General features: G+C 68.4%; 18 protein-coding genes and 2 tRNA genes. 12 read left to right on the plus strand and 8 right to left on the minus strand.

Features of this window, described 5'->3' with window-relative positions; all coding sequences use genetic code 11:
• Nucleotides 1-86: 86 nt before the first annotated feature.
• The 3 genes from QFZ29_RS09320 (at nt 87) to QFZ29_RS09330 (ending at nt 2,094) form a co-directional block, all read left to right on the plus strand.
• Nucleotides 87-968, plus strand: coding sequence for an acyl-CoA thioesterase (locus QFZ29_RS09320; protein ID WP_306893852.1), 882 nt, complete (start codon nt 87-89; stop codon nt 966-968).
• A gap of 101 nt (nt 969-1,069) precedes the next feature.
• The gene (locus QFZ29_RS09325; protein ID WP_306893853.1) at nt 1,070-1,561 is read left to right on the plus strand and encodes a Rieske (2Fe-2S) protein; all 492 of its coding nucleotides are present in this window, start codon (nt 1,070-1,072) and stop codon (nt 1,559-1,561) included.
• On the plus strand, nt 1,558-2,094 hold the full coding sequence (locus tag QFZ29_RS09330) for a hypothetical protein (RefSeq protein ID WP_306893854.1): 537 nt from the start codon (nt 1,558-1,560) through the stop codon (nt 2,092-2,094). The genes QFZ29_RS09325 and QFZ29_RS09330 overlap by 4 nt, the downstream gene beginning before the upstream one ends.
• A gap of 3 nt (nt 2,095-2,097) precedes the next feature.
• Here QFZ29_RS09330 and QFZ29_RS09335 read toward each other — a convergent pair whose 3' ends face one another.
• The 5 genes from QFZ29_RS09335 to msrA form a co-directional block, all read right to left on the minus strand.
• Entirely contained in the window at nt 2,098-2,574 is a 477-nt protein-coding gene (locus QFZ29_RS09335; RefSeq protein WP_306893855.1) for an acyl-CoA thioesterase, read from the minus strand.
• 1 nt (nt 2,575) lies between these two features.
• A complete protein-coding gene (ettA, locus tag QFZ29_RS09340) occupies nt 2,576-4,258 on the minus strand; it encodes an energy-dependent translational throttle protein EttA (RefSeq protein WP_306893856.1) in 1,683 nt (560 codons plus the stop codon).
• 63 nt (nt 4,259-4,321) lie between these two features.
• Nucleotides 4,322-4,777 carry a DUF6993 domain-containing protein gene (locus QFZ29_RS09345; protein WP_306893857.1) on the minus strand — a complete coding sequence of 152 codons (456 nt, stop codon included), beginning with the start codon at nt 4,775-4,777 and terminating at the stop codon, nt 4,322-4,324.
• A gap of 123 nt (nt 4,778-4,900) precedes the next feature.
• Nucleotides 4,901-5,455, minus strand: coding sequence for a single-stranded DNA-binding protein (gene ssb / locus QFZ29_RS09350; protein WP_306893858.1), 555 nt, complete (start codon nt 5,453-5,455; stop codon nt 4,901-4,903).
• A gap of 181 nt (nt 5,456-5,636) precedes the next feature.
• Nucleotides 5,637-6,161 (minus strand): peptide-methionine (S)-S-oxide reductase MsrA, encoded by a 525-nt coding sequence (gene msrA, locus QFZ29_RS09355; protein WP_306893859.1) that lies wholly within the window; start codon nt 6,159-6,161, stop codon nt 5,637-5,639.
• 17 nt (nt 6,162-6,178) lie between these two features.
• Here msrA and QFZ29_RS09360 point away from each other — a divergent pair, with 17 nt between their 5' ends.
• The 3 genes from QFZ29_RS09360 (at nt 6,179) to QFZ29_RS09370 (ending at nt 8,290) form a co-directional block, all read left to right on the plus strand.
• Nucleotides 6,179-7,186, plus strand: coding sequence for an aldo/keto reductase (locus QFZ29_RS09360; protein WP_306893860.1), 1,008 nt, complete (start codon nt 6,179-6,181; stop codon nt 7,184-7,186).
• Between the two features lie 130 nt (nt 7,187-7,316).
• Nucleotides 7,317-7,571 (plus strand): hypothetical protein, encoded by a 255-nt coding sequence (locus QFZ29_RS09365; protein WP_306893861.1) that lies wholly within the window; start codon nt 7,317-7,319, stop codon nt 7,569-7,571.
• A gap of 74 nt (nt 7,572-7,645) precedes the next feature.
• Nucleotides 7,646-8,290 (plus strand): hypothetical protein, encoded by a 645-nt coding sequence (locus tag QFZ29_RS09370; protein WP_306893862.1) that lies wholly within the window; start codon nt 7,646-7,648, stop codon nt 8,288-8,290.
• A 35-nt stretch (nt 8,291-8,325) separates the two neighbouring features.
• On the opposite strand, the gene nadE is transcribed toward QFZ29_RS09370, so the two are convergent.
• Nucleotides 8,326-9,147, minus strand: coding sequence for an ammonia-dependent NAD(+) synthetase (gene nadE, locus QFZ29_RS09375; RefSeq protein WP_306893863.1), 822 nt, complete (start codon nt 9,145-9,147; stop codon nt 8,326-8,328).
• 136 nt (nt 9,148-9,283) lie between these two features.
• On the opposite strand from nadE, the gene QFZ29_RS09380 reads away from it, so the two are divergent.
• Together QFZ29_RS09380 and QFZ29_RS09385 are read left to right on the plus strand one after the other, a co-directional pair.
• On the plus strand, nt 9,284-10,504 hold the full coding sequence (locus QFZ29_RS09380; protein ID WP_306893864.1) for a cation:proton antiporter: 1,221 nt from the start codon (nt 9,284-9,286) through the stop codon (nt 10,502-10,504).
• A gap of 31 nt (nt 10,505-10,535) precedes the next feature.
• A tRNA-Arg gene (locus QFZ29_RS09385) sits at nt 10,536-10,608 on the plus strand.
• A 28-nt stretch (nt 10,609-10,636) separates the two neighbouring features.
• Here QFZ29_RS09385 and QFZ29_RS09390 read toward each other — a convergent pair.
• Nucleotides 10,637-11,245 (minus strand): phosphoglycerate transporter, encoded by a 609-nt coding sequence (locus tag QFZ29_RS09390; protein WP_306893865.1) that lies wholly within the window; start codon nt 11,243-11,245, stop codon nt 10,637-10,639.
• A 96-nt stretch (nt 11,246-11,341) separates the two neighbouring features.
• On the opposite strand from QFZ29_RS09390, the gene orn reads away from it, so the two are divergent.
• From orn to QFZ29_RS09410, 4 genes are all read left to right on the plus strand, one after another.
• Nucleotides 11,342-11,962 (plus strand): oligoribonuclease, encoded by a 621-nt coding sequence (orn, locus tag QFZ29_RS09395; RefSeq protein ID WP_129520746.1) that lies wholly within the window; start codon nt 11,342-11,344, stop codon nt 11,960-11,962.
• Between the two features lie 43 nt (nt 11,963-12,005).
• Nucleotides 12,006-12,081 (plus strand) — tRNA-His (locus QFZ29_RS09400).
• A gap of 50 nt (nt 12,082-12,131) precedes the next feature.
• On the plus strand, nt 12,132-12,479 hold the full coding sequence (locus QFZ29_RS09405; RefSeq protein ID WP_306893866.1) for a metallopeptidase family protein: 348 nt from the start codon (nt 12,132-12,134) through the stop codon (nt 12,477-12,479).
• 24 nt (nt 12,480-12,503) lie between these two features.
• Nucleotides 12,504-13,766 carry a hypothetical protein gene (locus QFZ29_RS09410; protein ID WP_306893867.1) on the plus strand — a complete coding sequence of 421 codons (1,263 nt, stop codon included), beginning with the start codon at nt 12,504-12,506 and terminating at the stop codon, nt 13,764-13,766.
• Nucleotides 13,767-13,813: 47 nt separating this feature from the next.
• Here QFZ29_RS09410 and QFZ29_RS09415 read toward each other — a convergent pair whose 3' ends face one another.
• Nucleotides 13,814-14,071 carry a hypothetical protein gene (locus tag QFZ29_RS09415; protein WP_306893868.1) on the minus strand — a complete coding sequence of 86 codons (258 nt, stop codon included), beginning with the start codon at nt 14,069-14,071 and terminating at the stop codon, nt 13,814-13,816.
• Between the last annotated feature and the right edge of the window lie 16 nt (nt 14,072-14,087).

Below are 14,087 nucleotides of genomic sequence, written 5' to 3' on the forward strand. Positions count from 1 at the left end.
CTAAACTACCAAGGTGCGCCGCCGCCACCGGCGGCCCGCGCTCCGCCGGCGATCGGGCGGCCCCTGCCAACCGACACGGAGGAACGATGACCAGCCCCATCGACGGCCTGCTGAGCACCCTGCACCTCACCGACACGGGTGCTCGCACCACCGAAGACATCTTCACCGGGCCGTCGCAATGGATGCCGCTCGGGCGTGTCTTCGGCGGGCAGGTGCTCGCACAGTCGCTCGTCGCAGCCATGCACACGGTGCCCACCGACCGGGCGATCCACTCGATGCACGGGTACTTCCTGCGACCGGGCGATGTGCAGCATCCGATCACCTTCTCGGTCGACCGAATCCACGACGGACGGTCGTTCTCGACTCGTCGCACGCAGGCCTTCCAGCACGGCGTGCCCATCCTCTCGCTCATCGCCTCGTTCCAAGACGGCGACGAGGGCATCGAGCATCAGGTCGACATGCCCGACGACATTCCCGACCCCGAGAGCCTGCCGTCGACCGCCGACGTGCTCGGCGGCATCGACCACGACGCCGCGCGCTACTGGTCGAACGATCGGGCGTTCGACGTGCGGCACATCCCCTCGCCGATCTACCTCTCGGTCGAGGGCGAGCGGATGCCGCGGCAGGCCGTCTGGATGAAGGCCTTCGGTCGTCTCTCCGACGATCCGAAGCAGCATCGCGCCGCGCTCGCCTACGCGAGCGACTACTCGATCCTCGAGCCCGTGCTGCGCGCGCACGGCGTGCCGTGGGCGACGCCGGGGCTCAAGGTCGCGAGCCTCGACCACGCGATGTGGTGGCACCGCGACGCGCGCGTCGACGAGTGGCTGCTGTTCGTGCAGGAATCGCCCTCCGCCAGTGGCGGGCGCGGACTCTCCCTCGGCCGTATCTACACGCGGCAGGGCGTGCTCATCGCGAGCGTCGCCCAAGAGGGCATGGTGCGCGTGCCGGGCTTCGATGCATTCGACTGAATGAATCCTGTGGGATTCCACATGTCCTCGCTCGGAGAGTTCACAATTGGGGCATTGGGCGCACAAACTGCGCGAGCGACTCCAGCGAAGGAGCTCCTGCGATGACCGATCCCACCGACATCACGAGGCGCACCGCACTGACCATCGGGTCGGTCGGAGCGATCGGGGGTGCTCTCGCACTCGCCGCGTGCTCGACGGATGCCCCCGACACCGTGCCCACGGCGACGTCGACTCCTTCGCCCACGGTGACCGACGAGGCGCCCGCTGATCCGACCACTGCGCCCGACGCGCCGCCTGCCGGTGGCGACATCGCCGCCCTGGCCGACGTACCCGTCGGCGGCAGCATCGATGCGAGCATCGACGGGAAGCCGGCGCTCATCGCGCAGCCGACCGCGGGACAGGTGGTCGCCTTCAGTGCGATCTGCACTCATCAGCAGTGCAAGGTGGCTGCTGCTGGGGCGGAGTTCCATTGCCCGTGCCACGGATCGATGTTCGACGCGGCGACGGGCGACGTGATCCAAGGCCCCGCCCTCGAACCGCTCTCACCCATCGCCGTCGCCGTCGCCGGCGACCGGATCGTCGCGGCGTCGTGACGATGGAAGACTTCGACTACACCTTCGCCGGCTTGCCGCTGCACGTGCTCCTCGTGCATGTCGTCCTCGTGGCGACGCCTCTCGTCGCGCTCGCGCTCGTGCTCATCGCGGCGTGGCCGGCGGCCCGGCGCGTGCTCTGGCTTCCGCTGCTCCTGGCTGCGGCGGTGCTCCTCCCCCTCGGTCTCTTCACGATCGAGGCGGGCAAGTGGCTCGAGCAAAGAGTGCCGCCGGCGCCGCTGATCCAGGAGCACACCGCGCAGGGTGAGAATATCGTGCCGTGGCTCATCACCCTGCTCGTGCTCGGAGGAGTGATCGCCGCGTGGGCGGTGGTCGAACTGCCCGTCGCCCGGCGCACGACGCAGCCAGAGCGGGTAGTGCCGGGCCGCGGCATCCGGATCGCGGTGGGTGCTCTGCTCACGGTTGCGGCGATCGCGGTGGCCGCGGGCTCGACGTGGACGCTCGTGCAGATCGGCGAGGCCGGAAGCCGGGCCGTGTGGGAGGGATCGTTCAGCGACGAGCCGCTCGAGCGGTGACGCTCAGCGTCGCCGGAACGAGATCGGCTCGCCGAGGTAGGGCTGCCACGCCGCGCGCTCACGGTCGTCGATGCGGCGCGGGCGCTCGGTGGCGGCGTCGACGAGCACGATCGTCGTGACGGCCCGGGTGTAGAGCACCCGGGGCGAGTTGCCGTCGGGCGAGTACACCTCGTAGCAGACGTCGAGGCTCGCACCGCCCATGTGGCCGATCCAGAGCTCGATGTCGACCGGTTGGCGCTGATACGGGATCGGTGCGAGGTACTCGACCTCCTGCCGGGCGATGAGCGTGATCGTGTTCGCGCCAGGCGTGGCGTCGAGCACCGCGGTGCTCGCGCCGACCGCGTGCTCGGACGTGTCGTCGCTGATCCAGAAGGCCTGGATGCGGGCCTCTTCGAGCAGGCTCAGCATGCGGGCGTTGTTCACGTGCCCGTACGCATCGAGATCGGACCACCGCAGTGGCGTGGGCACATGCAGGCGCATGTCAGTCCCTGGTGAGCTTGCGGTACGCCGACCGGTGCGGCTTCGCCGCGTCGGGGCCGAGACGCTCGATCTTGTTCGCCTCGTACGACTCGAAGTTGCCCTCGAACCAATACCAGTTCGACGGGTCGTCGTCGGTGCCCTCGTACGAGAGGATGTGCGTCGCGATGCGGTCGAGGAACCACCGGTCGTGGGTGATGACCACGGCGCAGCCGGGGAACTCGAGCAGCGCGTTCTCGAGGCTCGACAGCGTCTCGACGTCGAGGTCGTTCGTGGGCTCGTCGAGAAGCAGCAGGTTGCCGCCCTGCTTCAGGGTGAGCGCGAGGTTCAGGCGGTTGCGCTCACCGCCCGAGAGCACGCCGGCCGGCTTCTGCTGGTCGGGGCCCTTGAAGCCGAACGTCGACACGTAGGCACGCGACGGCACCTCGGTCTTGCCGACCTGGATGTAGTCGAGGCCGTCGGAGACGACCTCCCACAGGGTCTTCTTCGGATCGATGCCGCCGCGGCTCTGGTCGACGTAGGAGATCTTCACCGTCTCGCCGACCTTGAGCTTGCCGTCGTCGAGCGGCTCGAGGCCCACGATCGTCTTGAACAACGTGGTCTTGCCGACGCCGTTCGGCCCGATGATGCCGACGATGCCGTTGCGCGGCAATGAGAAGCTCAGGTTGTCGATGAGCACTCGCTCGCCGAAGCCCTTCTCGAGGTCCTTCGCCTCGAGCACGATGTCGCCGAGGCGCGGGCCCGGCGGAATCTGGATCTCCTCGAAGTCGAGCTTCTTCGTGCGATCGGCCTCGGCCGCCATCTCCTCGTATCGCGCGAGGCGGGCCTTGGACTTGGCCTGACGGCCCTTGGCGTTCGAGCGCACCCAATCGAGCTCGGCGGAGAGGCGCTTGGCAAGCTTCGCGTCCTTCTTGCCCTGGACCTCGAGCCGCTCGTGCTTCTTCTCGAGATAGGTGGAGTAGTTGCCCTCGTAGGGGTAGAGGCGACCGCGGTCGACCTCGCAGATCCACTCGGCGACGTGATCGAGGAAGTACCGGTCGTGGGTGACGGCGAGCACGGCGCCGGGGTACTTCGCGAGGTGCTGTTCGAGCCAGAGCACGCTCTCGGCGTCGAGGTGGTTCGTGGGCTCGTCGAGGAGCAGGAGGTCGGGCTTCTGCAGCAGGAGTTGGCAGAGCGCCACGCGACGCTTCTCGCCGCCGGAGAGCACGGCGACGAGCTCATCGCCGGGCGGGCAGCGGAGCGCGTCCATCGCCTGCTCGAGCTGCGAGTCGAGATCCCAGGCGTCGGCGTGGTCGATGTCCTCTTGCAGGGCGCCCATCTCGGCGAGCAGGGCATCGAAGTCGGCGTCGGGGTCGGCCATCGCGAGCGAGATCTCGTTGAACCGGTCGAGCTTCGCCTTGATCGGACCGACGCCCTCCTGCACGTTCTCGAGCACGGTCTTCGTCTCGTCGAGCACGGGCTCCTGCATGAGGATGCCGACGGAGTAGCCGGGGGTGAGCTTCGCCTCGCCGTTGGATGGCTGGTCGAGCCCCGCCATGATCTTCAGGATCGTGGACTTACCGGCCCCGTTCGGGCCGAGGACGCCGATCTTCGCTCCGGGCAGGAACGCCATCGTCACGTCGTCGAGAATGACCTTGTCGCCGACCGCTTTGCGGGCGCGCACCATCGAGTAAATGTAATCAGCCATATCGCCTTCCAGTCTATGGGGATCACGCGAGCGACCCGTCCAGACGCGAGGTGGACGATCTGCCTACCAATCGATGGGGCGCGTCTCGCCGACGAGACAGGTGCCGGTGCCGAGCACCGGGCGAACCACTCCGTGGTAACCGCCCGATTTCGGCCCGTACTGGCCCACGAGGCATTCGCCTTTGAAGAGCACCGAGAATTGCACCGAGTCGGCTTGGAGGTCGACGGTGGTGCGATCGGCCGTCACCTGCATCTGCGACTTGTCGAACCCGGCGGCGACCAGCGCGTCGATGAAATCACGACCGCCGGCCCCAGGGTTCGCCGCGACGACGGCGAGGCCCACCGAATCGAAGAAGGCGAGGTTCTCGGATGCCGACAGTTCGGGCCGCAGCGCCGGTGGTGCACTCGGCTCGGGGCTGGGCGACGCAGACGGCGCCGTCGTCGTCGTCGGCGCGGGCGTCGGGTCGGGTGCCTGCGTCGTGCACCCGGCAACCCCGATGATGATCGCGACTCCGGCCATCGCCAGAGTCGCGGTTATGCCGATTCGCCGAGCCATTGTTCCCCTTGTCCGGCGGTGGCGACCGCCCGAGCCGAGTCTATGCAATGTACTCGACCTGCGCCCGGGCGGTCGCGCCGAGCGCGATCAGGAGGCGACTCCTGCGGATTCGAGCTCCCCGGCGGCCTCGAACGGCTCGAGCGCCGCAGCTGCATCGGTCGCTGCCACCTCGGCGGCCACGTCGGCATCCGGCTCCGCAGCGGTTCCCGCCACGCCGGGCCATGCACTTCCGTCGCCCGCGGCTGCGCCGGCGCGCTCGTCGTCGCCCCCTTCGGAGGCACGCGCGAGCCGCACCTTGGTGAACTTCGAGACACCCCACGTCAGGTCGTGACCGATCGCGTCGGCTTCGATCTCGACGGCGGTGCCCGACTTCTCGCCGGTCTCCCAGGCACGCAGCCGCAAGCGCCCGTGCACGACCACGCGCTCGCCCCGAACGATCGAGGTGCTCGCGTTGAAGGCGAGCTGGCGGAACGCCGAGACCGTGTACCAATTGGTCTCGCCGTCTTCCCACGTGCCCTTGCTGCGGTCGAAGTAGCGCCGGGTCGATGCCAGGCGGAAGGACGTGATCGCGAGCCCCTGGCTCGTGACGTGGTGCTTCGGGTCGCTTCCCACGACTCCGGTGACGGTGATGTTGTCGGTCATGTGCACTCCTCGGTTCGACACCGCCGGAATCGACGGCTCGCGGCATCCGGGGCGCCCTCGTGCCGGACGACGCCCCGGACCCGCGTCGCACCAGCATCACGCGCAGGCCGCAGCGCCGGCCGCGATCGGGGGCTCTCGTGCACGCGAGGTCGCTCGGCGGCGCTGTGGAGGAGAAGTGCGGCTAGGCGAGCACGTACTCGGAGTACGAGCGACGGATCTTGTTGACCTTCGGCAACGCGACGGCGAGGCAGTAGCCCTGACCGGGATTCTTGGCGAAGAAGTCCTGGTGGTACTCCTCGGCATCGTGGAAGGCGCCGAGCGGCTCGATCGTCGTGACGATCTCGCCGGGCCACCACTCGGCGGCCCGTGTGCGAGCCTGCTCGAAGCGCTCTCGCTGCTCGTCGTTCGCCGGGAACATCGCCGAACGATACTGGGTGCCCACGTCGGCCCCCTGGCGGTTCAGCTGCGTCGGGTCGTGCAGCGAGAAGAACACGTCGAGGATCACGTCGCGCGGGATGACCTCGGGGTCGAACTCGACCCTCACGGCCTCGGCATGACCGGTGGTGCCGGTGCAGACGGCCTCGTAGTCGGGATGCAGCGTCTGGCCGCCCGTGTAGCCCGACACCACACCGTGGACGCCGCGAAGCGTGCGGTACACGGCGTCGAGACACCAGAAGCAACCGCCGGCGAGAACGTAGCTTTCCATCGCTCTAGAGTATCTGGATGACCTATGTCGCCTCCCCCGAACGGTACGAACAGATGCGGTACAACCGCGTCGGACGAAGCGGCCTGAAGCTGCCGGCGCTCTCGCTCGGCCTGTGGCACAACTTCGGCCACGACCGACCGCTCGACACGCAGCGCGCGATCGTGCAGCGCGCCTTCGACCTCGGCATCACGCACTTCGACCTCGCGAACAACTACGGGCCGCCCGCCGGAAGCGCCGAGGAGAACTTCGGGCGCATCCTCGCGAGCGACCTCGCGCCCTATCGCGACGAGCTCATCATCTCGTCGAAGGCCGGGTACGACATGTGGCCGGGTCCGTACGGCGACTTCGGCTCCCGCAAGTACCTGCTCGCATCGCTCGACCAGAGCCTCGGCCGGCTCGGGCTCGAGTATGTCGACATCTTCTACTCGCACCGCCCCGACCCCGAGACGCCCATCGAGGAGACCATGGGCGCCCTCGCGACCGCGGTGCGCCAGGGCAAGGCCCTCTACGTCGGCATCTCGAACTACTCCCCCGACCAGACCCGTGCGGCGGCGGCGGCCCTCGAGGCCGAAGGGGTTCCGCTGCTCATCCACCAGCCGCGCTACTCGATGTTCGACCGGCACGTCGAAGACGGCCTCTTCCCGGCACTCGAGGAGGTCGGTGCGGCGAGCATCGTGTTCTCTCCGCTCGCCCAGGGGCTCCTCACCGATCGGTATCTCGCGGGCGAGGTGCCCTCCGGCTCACGAGCGGCCACGAGCCGATTCCTCTCGGCCGACCGCATCAGCCCCGAGTACCTCGAGCTCGCTCGAGCGCTCGACGGCGTCGCGCGCGAGCGGGGGCAGACCCTCGCACAGCTCGCCCTCAACTGGGTGCTCCGGCAACCGCTCGTCGCGAGCGCGATCATCGGCGCCTCGAGCGTCGCCCAGCTCGAGCAGAACGTCGCCGCCCTCGACGCTCCGCCCCTCACCGAAGAGGAGATCGCCCGCATCGAGCCACACGCCGTGCACGGCACGGCGATCGGCTGAACGGGCCTTCACTTCCGCATCGCGGTGCTGCGCTCGGCGTATCGGCTCGCTACGAAAGCGGCGGCGGATGTCGGTGGGCACCCATACTCTCGTGGCACACCCGCCGGCCGGCTGCGACGAGAGGAGCGACATGTCCGTCATCACCCTCGCGCGACCTCGCGAGCCGTTCCCCATCGACCTGCCCGGACTCCTGATCTCACCTGCAGGCCCCGGGCTCTGGCGCGTCGCCAAGCCTGCGGGAACGGTGCTCGGGCACATCGAGCGCCGCGATGCCGGCGGCGGTGTCGAGCGCTACCGTGCGAGACGCCTGCTGCCCGGCGCCATCCGCTCGATGGATCTCGGCGAATTCTGGTCTCCACGCGACGCCGCCGAGTGTTTCCGGTGACGGCGGTGAACTCGAACCGGGGCGCGCCGCGGCGGCTCGGGTCGCCCGTGCCGAGCGCGGGATAACCTACGGCCATGCAGTGGTGGAACGACATCTTCTCCTGGCTCTCGTCGAGCGCGGCCCGTCCAACGGTCTTCTCGGCGGTGGTGCTGTTCATCGCGGTCCTCGCCGCCGGACTCCTCGCCGCCTGGATCTCGAGCATCGCGATCAGACGCGTCGTCGCCCAGCGTGACCGCGAGGTCAAGTCCGCTGCGATCTCCGCCCTGGTCGATGCCGCGACCGAAGCCTCGGTATGGAATTCGCTGACTCCCCAAGAGCAAGTGCTCGCCGATCGGAACGTCGGTCAAGCCGACATCCTCATGCGACTGCTGCCGATTCGCGGCTCGGATGTCGCGGCGAACTGGGCTGCGCATCAGCTCCACGAGTTGAAGCGCGCCTCCGCCACGTTCGGGTACCAGCTCGATCCGGCGGTCGTGGAGTTCCGCGATCGACTCATCGAATGGCAGAAGCATCCGTCTCGCACGCGCCGCCAGTTCCAGAACGATCTCACCCGGTGGCGTTCGCAGCGGCCAGAGCCCGAGCATGCCGCGATCGAGGAGCAGGATGCCTGGGTCGCCGAGCAGCACCACGATCGCTACCGCGCGCCCATGAGCGTCGCCGAGAACACGGGTTCAGCGACGGCGCCGATGCGCACCTTCGAGACCGAGTCGCCCCGCTGACGACAGCGGCGGCGAGACCAACCGGTCGCGCCGTCTCAGATCCACCAGTCGTCGAACATCGAGACGGGCACCGCGCGCTTGTGGCGCGTCTGCAGGAACCTCGCCTCGATGAGCTCGGCGACGCCCGGGTCGATCTCGCGGCCCTCGAGGTACGCATCGATGTCGTGATACGTGAGGCCGAGGTTCGCCTCGTCGGCTTGGCCGGGGTCGCCGTCGAGCAGGTCTGCGGTCGGAACCTTGACCGACAGCCGTTCGGGGGCGCCGAGGTACTCGAGCAGGGCGCGGCCCTGCCGCTTGGTGAGGCCCGTCAGCGGCAGGATGTCGGCTCCGCCGTCGCCGTACTTCGTGAAGAACCCCGTGACCGCCTCAGCCGCGTGATCGGTGCCGACCACGAGCAACGCGCCCTCACCGGCGAGCGCGTACTGCGAGACCATCCGCATGCGCGCCTTCACGTTGCCTTTCCCGAAGTCGCTGAGGGCGACTCCGTTGGCGTCGAGGAACTCCTCGAGGAGCCCGTCGACCCCCCGCTTGATGTTGAAGACGACCGTCTCGTGGGGTTCGACGAAGCCGAGGGCGAGCTGCGCGTCGACCTCGTCGTGCTGCACGCCATAGGGCAAGCGCACCGCGACGAACCGAGCAGCGTCGCCTTCGGCGATGAGCTCATCCACGGCGAGCTTGCAGAGTCGTCCGGCAAGGGAGGAGTCCTGCCCGCCGCTGATGCCGAGGATGAACCCCTTCGCCCCGGTGGTGCGGGCGTAGGCCTTCAGGAAATCGATGCGCGAGCGAACCTGCTCGGCTGGGTCGATGACCGGACTGACATTGAGTTCCGCGATGATTCGCGACTGCAGGTCTCGCATGTCAAGACGATACCGCTGGCATGTTTCCCGCGCGAAACACGGCGCGTCGCGGCATCCGCTCGCCTTCCCTGTCAAGCCGGGCGGCTCGGATAGCATCGCGGCAGGCGCACACCGCTGCGCCGGCAGGAGGCGCGGCGTGGAGGTGTCCCTCGGCACGATGGTGCTGATGCCGGCGATCGCCGTCGCAGCGCCGCTCCTCGTGCGCGCGATCGGCCGCTGGGCGGCGATTCCCCTCGTCGTCTTCGAGATCGTGCTCGGCCTGCTGCTCGGACCTGCCCTGCTGGGCTGGGTCCGGCCCGACGACTTCACGGGCCTCCTCGCCGACTTCGGCCTCGCGATGCTCTTCTTCCTCGCCGGCAACGAGATCGACTTCCGTACGATCCGCGGCAGGCCGATCTCCCGTGCCGCGATCGGATGGCTCATGTCGCTCGCCGCGGGCATCGGCATCGCGGCACTCCTGGCGCCGGATCTCTCGGCCGCCGTCTTCATCGGCATCGCCCTCACCTCGACGGCGCTCGGCACGATCATGCCCGTACTGCGCGACTCGGGCGACCTGCGCACTCCGTTCGGCGTCGCCGTCATGGCGCTCGGCGCGGTCGGCGAGTTCGGGCCGCTCCTCGCGATCTCGCTGTTCCTCAGCGGTCGTTCGGAGCTGCTCGCGGCGGGGTTCCTCATCGCGTTCGCCGTGGTCGCCGGGCTCGCGATCTGGCTCGCCTCGCGCGGCATCGGGCGGGGCATGCACGCGACCATCGCCGCGACCCTGCACACGAGCGGGCAGTTCGCGGTGCGCCTCGTGGTGCTCGTGCTGCTGTCCCTCGTCGCGCTCAGCATCCTGCTGGGCCTCGACATGCTGCTCGGGGCATTCACGGCCGGCGTGATCTACCGGATCCTGCTCACGGGGGCCCCTCCGCATGACGCCGAGATCGTCGAGACGAAGATCGAGGCGCTCGGATACGGGTTCCTCGTGCCGGTCTTCTTCATCAACACCGGGGTGACCTTCGATCTGGCGGCACTGTTCGCCGACGCGCGCACCCTCGTGTTGCTGCCAATCTTCCTCGTGCTGTTCCTCGTCGTGCGCGGGCTTCCGTCGATGCTCGCCGCACCACCCGGATCGAGCCGACGCGACCTCGCGGCGACGGCGCTCTTCGGCGCGACCGGGCTGCCGATCATCGTGGCCGTCTCGGCGATCGGCGTCGATGAGCGATATCTCCCGAGCGGCACGGCCGCCGCCCTCGTCGGCGCCGGCATGCTCTCGGTGCTGCTGTTCCCGCTCATTGCGCTCGCCCTGAGACAGCGGCGATCGAGGGGCGCCGACCGGTCTCCGGTCGACGACCTCCACACGCCGACTGCGGGCTGATCCGACCGAGGCCGGTATGCTGGCCATGCCGGCCCCCGTAGCTCAGCGGATAGAGCAGCAGCCTTCTAATCTGTCGGTCGCAGGTTCGATTCCTGCCGGGGGCACCGCAGCGATCGTCTCAATGGCTCGTCGTCAGCCTCGATCGAGCGAGCGAACACCGGCGGCGGCATCCGTGGGCTGGTATCTCATGTCGGCCGCTCGCCGCGGATCGAACGCCGACATGAACTCGCGCTCGTTCGGCACCCAGACGTCATCCCACAGGTGATCGTGGTCGTGGCCGGCCGCACGGTCGCGCTCCTTCCCGCGAGCCGTCGCGGTCTCGAGATCCACATCGACCCAGATCCGCAGGTCGATCGCGCCGTGCAGCTCGGGATGGAACAATCCGACGCCGTCGACGACGAGCACCTCTGCAGTGGGGAGCGACTCGGGTGCACCGAGCTCGCCGCGCTCCCAGTCGAATCGCCGGAACTCCGATGCACGTCCTTCCCGGAACGGGTCGAGCACCTCACGGCGAAGGCGCAGTCGATCGACTCCGTCCCACTCGCCCGAACGACGATGCGATCGATCAGGGTCGAGGAAGTCATCCCCGCGAATCCGGGCGATCGCCGGCACAGTGGAGACGAGGAACCGGGTGAGTGTGGACTTGCCGGAGCCGCCGAAGCCCGACACACCGACGACGATGCGCGACCGTTGGCGTCGCAGCGCCTCGATCGCCTGCACGACGTCTTCCAGTGTGGACACCACGCCAGCCTATGAGCCGGATGACCCGCATCGCACGCCGTCGAGCGGTGTCGCACGCCGTCGGACGGTGTCGCAGCCCGCCGGTAGACTCACCGCATGGCATCACCGAGCGACCGACTGGTCTGGATCGACTGCGAAATGACCGGCCTCGACCTCGATGTCGATGAGCTCGTCGAGATCGCGGTCGTCATCACCGACTACGACCTGACTCCTGTCGACGCGGGACTCAGCATCGTGATCAAGCCCGATGCGAGCGCGCTCGAGTCGATGGGCGAATTCGTGCGCACGATGCACACCGAGTCTGGCCTCATCGAGGAGATCCCCAACGGTGTGAGCGTGGCCGAGGCGGAGTACGAGGTGCTCGAGTACGTGTTGAAGCATGTGCCCGACGAACAGAAGGCGCCGCTCGCCGGCAACTCGATCGGCACCGACCGCGCGTTCCTCACGAAGTACATGCCGCGACTCGATGCACACCTGCACTATCGCAACGTCGACGTGTCGTCGATCAAGGAGCTCGCGAAACGCTGGTACCCGCGTGCGTACTTCAACTCCCCCGCCAAGAACGGCGGTCACCGCGCCCTCGCCGACATCCTCGAGTCGATCCGCGAGCTCGAGTACTACCGCCGCGCGCTCTTCGTGGCGGCGCCCGGTCCCACCAGCCAGGACCTCCAGGCGCTCGCGACCTCAGTGGTGGACGAGTTCGACAGCAAGTTGTAGTAGTCTCTTTGAGTTGCCTGATCACTCCGGTGGTCGTCACATGGTGGGTATAGCTCAGTCGGTAGAGCGCCTGGTTGTGGTCCAGGAGGTCGCGGGTTCAAGCCCCGTTACTCACCCCAATTGCCCCTAGTCAGTTGCCTGATCCCGTTGGCCTCGATCGGAGCTGGTCGTGGAACTCGATGCCGAGGCTTTCGAAGCGATCGTCGTCGACGAGCTCGACGAATTGCCAGATGACATGGTCGACGGACTCGAGAACGTCGTCTTCGTCGTCGAGGATCGCCCCGAAGACGGCACCCTCGACCTGCTCGGGCTCTACGACGGCTGGGCGCTCACCGAACGCGACCGCTACGGCTTCGGCGAGACCCCCGACCGCATCGTGCTCTACCGTGAGCCGCTGCTCGCGATCTCGAGCGACGAGGAGCAACTGCGCGAGGAGATCCACGTCACCCTCGTGCACGAGATCGCGCACTTCTACGGCATCGACGACGTCCGCCTGCACGAGCTGGGCTGGGCATGACGACGCTCGGGATACGCTGATTCCATGAGCCTCGCCCCCGGCCGCATCGTCGGCATCATCGTCGGCGCGCTCGCGATTCTCGGCATCGGGGTCTACGGCCCGGCGATGCTCCTCGGCCCCCTCCCCGATGTCATGGTGAAGGTCGAAGGAGCCGCGGATGCCGCCGGCGAACCCGCAGCTCCCATCGTGCTGCCCGGCACCGGCGCCAACGCGCTCGCGGTCATCGCCGACGACGGCTCGGCCGAGACGCTCGCCCTCGGCGGCGAGGCGGGCGTGGTGCCGATCGGTGGAGCGGCGAAACTCGTGGCAGTGCTCGCCACCCTCGAATCGCTGCCCCTGCCCGATGAGGGCGCCGGACCCGGCATCCCCATCGGTCCAGCCGACTACACCGACTACCTGAGGTACTCGGGCGAGGGCTCGCGCACCCTGCAGGTGTCGCCCGGCGAGACCTGGACGGAGCGCGACGTCGTGCGGGCCGTGCTGCTCGCGTCGAGCAACAATCACGCCGACACGCTCGTGCGCTGGGCGTTCGGCGGCGTGGAGCCCTACGTCGCGGCGGCGAACGAGTGGCTTGCCGAGAACGGCTTCGAATCAACCCGGGTCGATGACGCCACCGGGCTCTCGGGCGACAACGTCGGCACGGCCGAGGAGCTCACTCGCCTCGTGGCACTCGCCCTCGCCGACCCCGAGATCGCCGAGATCTTCGACGGGTCGGCGACCCCGACCCCCACCCCGGGCACCCGGAACGTGCCCGACATCGCCGCGCACCTCGAAGGCGATGGCGTGCGCTCGATCTCCCGCAGCTTCACCGATCAAGCCGGCCTCTGCTTGCTCTTCACCGCCGAGATTCCCGGTGCAGAGGGTGACGAACCACGGCGGATCGTCGGCGCGATGCTCCGCATGCCCGACTACGAGACGCTCGATCCGGCCGTGCTCGCGGCCCTCGAATCCACGAAGGTCGCGGCGCAACCGATCACCGTGATCACCTCGGGAACTGCGTACGCCGAGGTCGAGGCGCCGTGGGGCGATCGCGGTGAGGTCGTGGCGTCGACCACGCGCACGGCGGTCGCCTGGGGCACGGCGCTCGGCGAGACATCCGTCACCGTGGAGCCGTTCTCGACGGCGGCGAAGGGCCGCGATGTGGGCCGCGCTGCGGTGTCGACCGCCACGGGAGAGATCGCGTCACCGCTCGAGCTCAGCGCCGACATCCGCGATCCCGGGCCGTTGTGGCGCCTGAGTCATCCGGTCGAGCTCATCTCGGCGTTCGTCGCCGACCAGGAGAGGTGAACGGGCATCCGATTCGAGCTGCGCAGGCTCATGCTGCGCCGGATGCCTCAGTCGTTCTCGTCGTCGGACTCCACCGGATCTGAGTCGTCGGCGTCGAAGCGGAAGCGCACACGAAGCTGACCGTTCACCTCCCGCTGCTCGACGGCGTCGTACCAGAACACCGACTCGAGGCCGTCGACCGCGGCGAACATGCCGACTCGTGACTCGGGCTTGCCTCCGACGAGTACGCGATGCTCGAACTCCCCTTCGAGCGGCCCGTCGATGAACTCCGCGACGTATTGTGCACCTGCGGTCTCTGCAGTCATGTGACTACCGTATCCC

Source organism: Agromyces albus (assembly GCF_030815405.1).
Classification (GTDB): Bacteria; Actinomycetota; Actinomycetes; order Actinomycetales; family Microbacteriaceae; genus Agromyces; species Agromyces albus_A.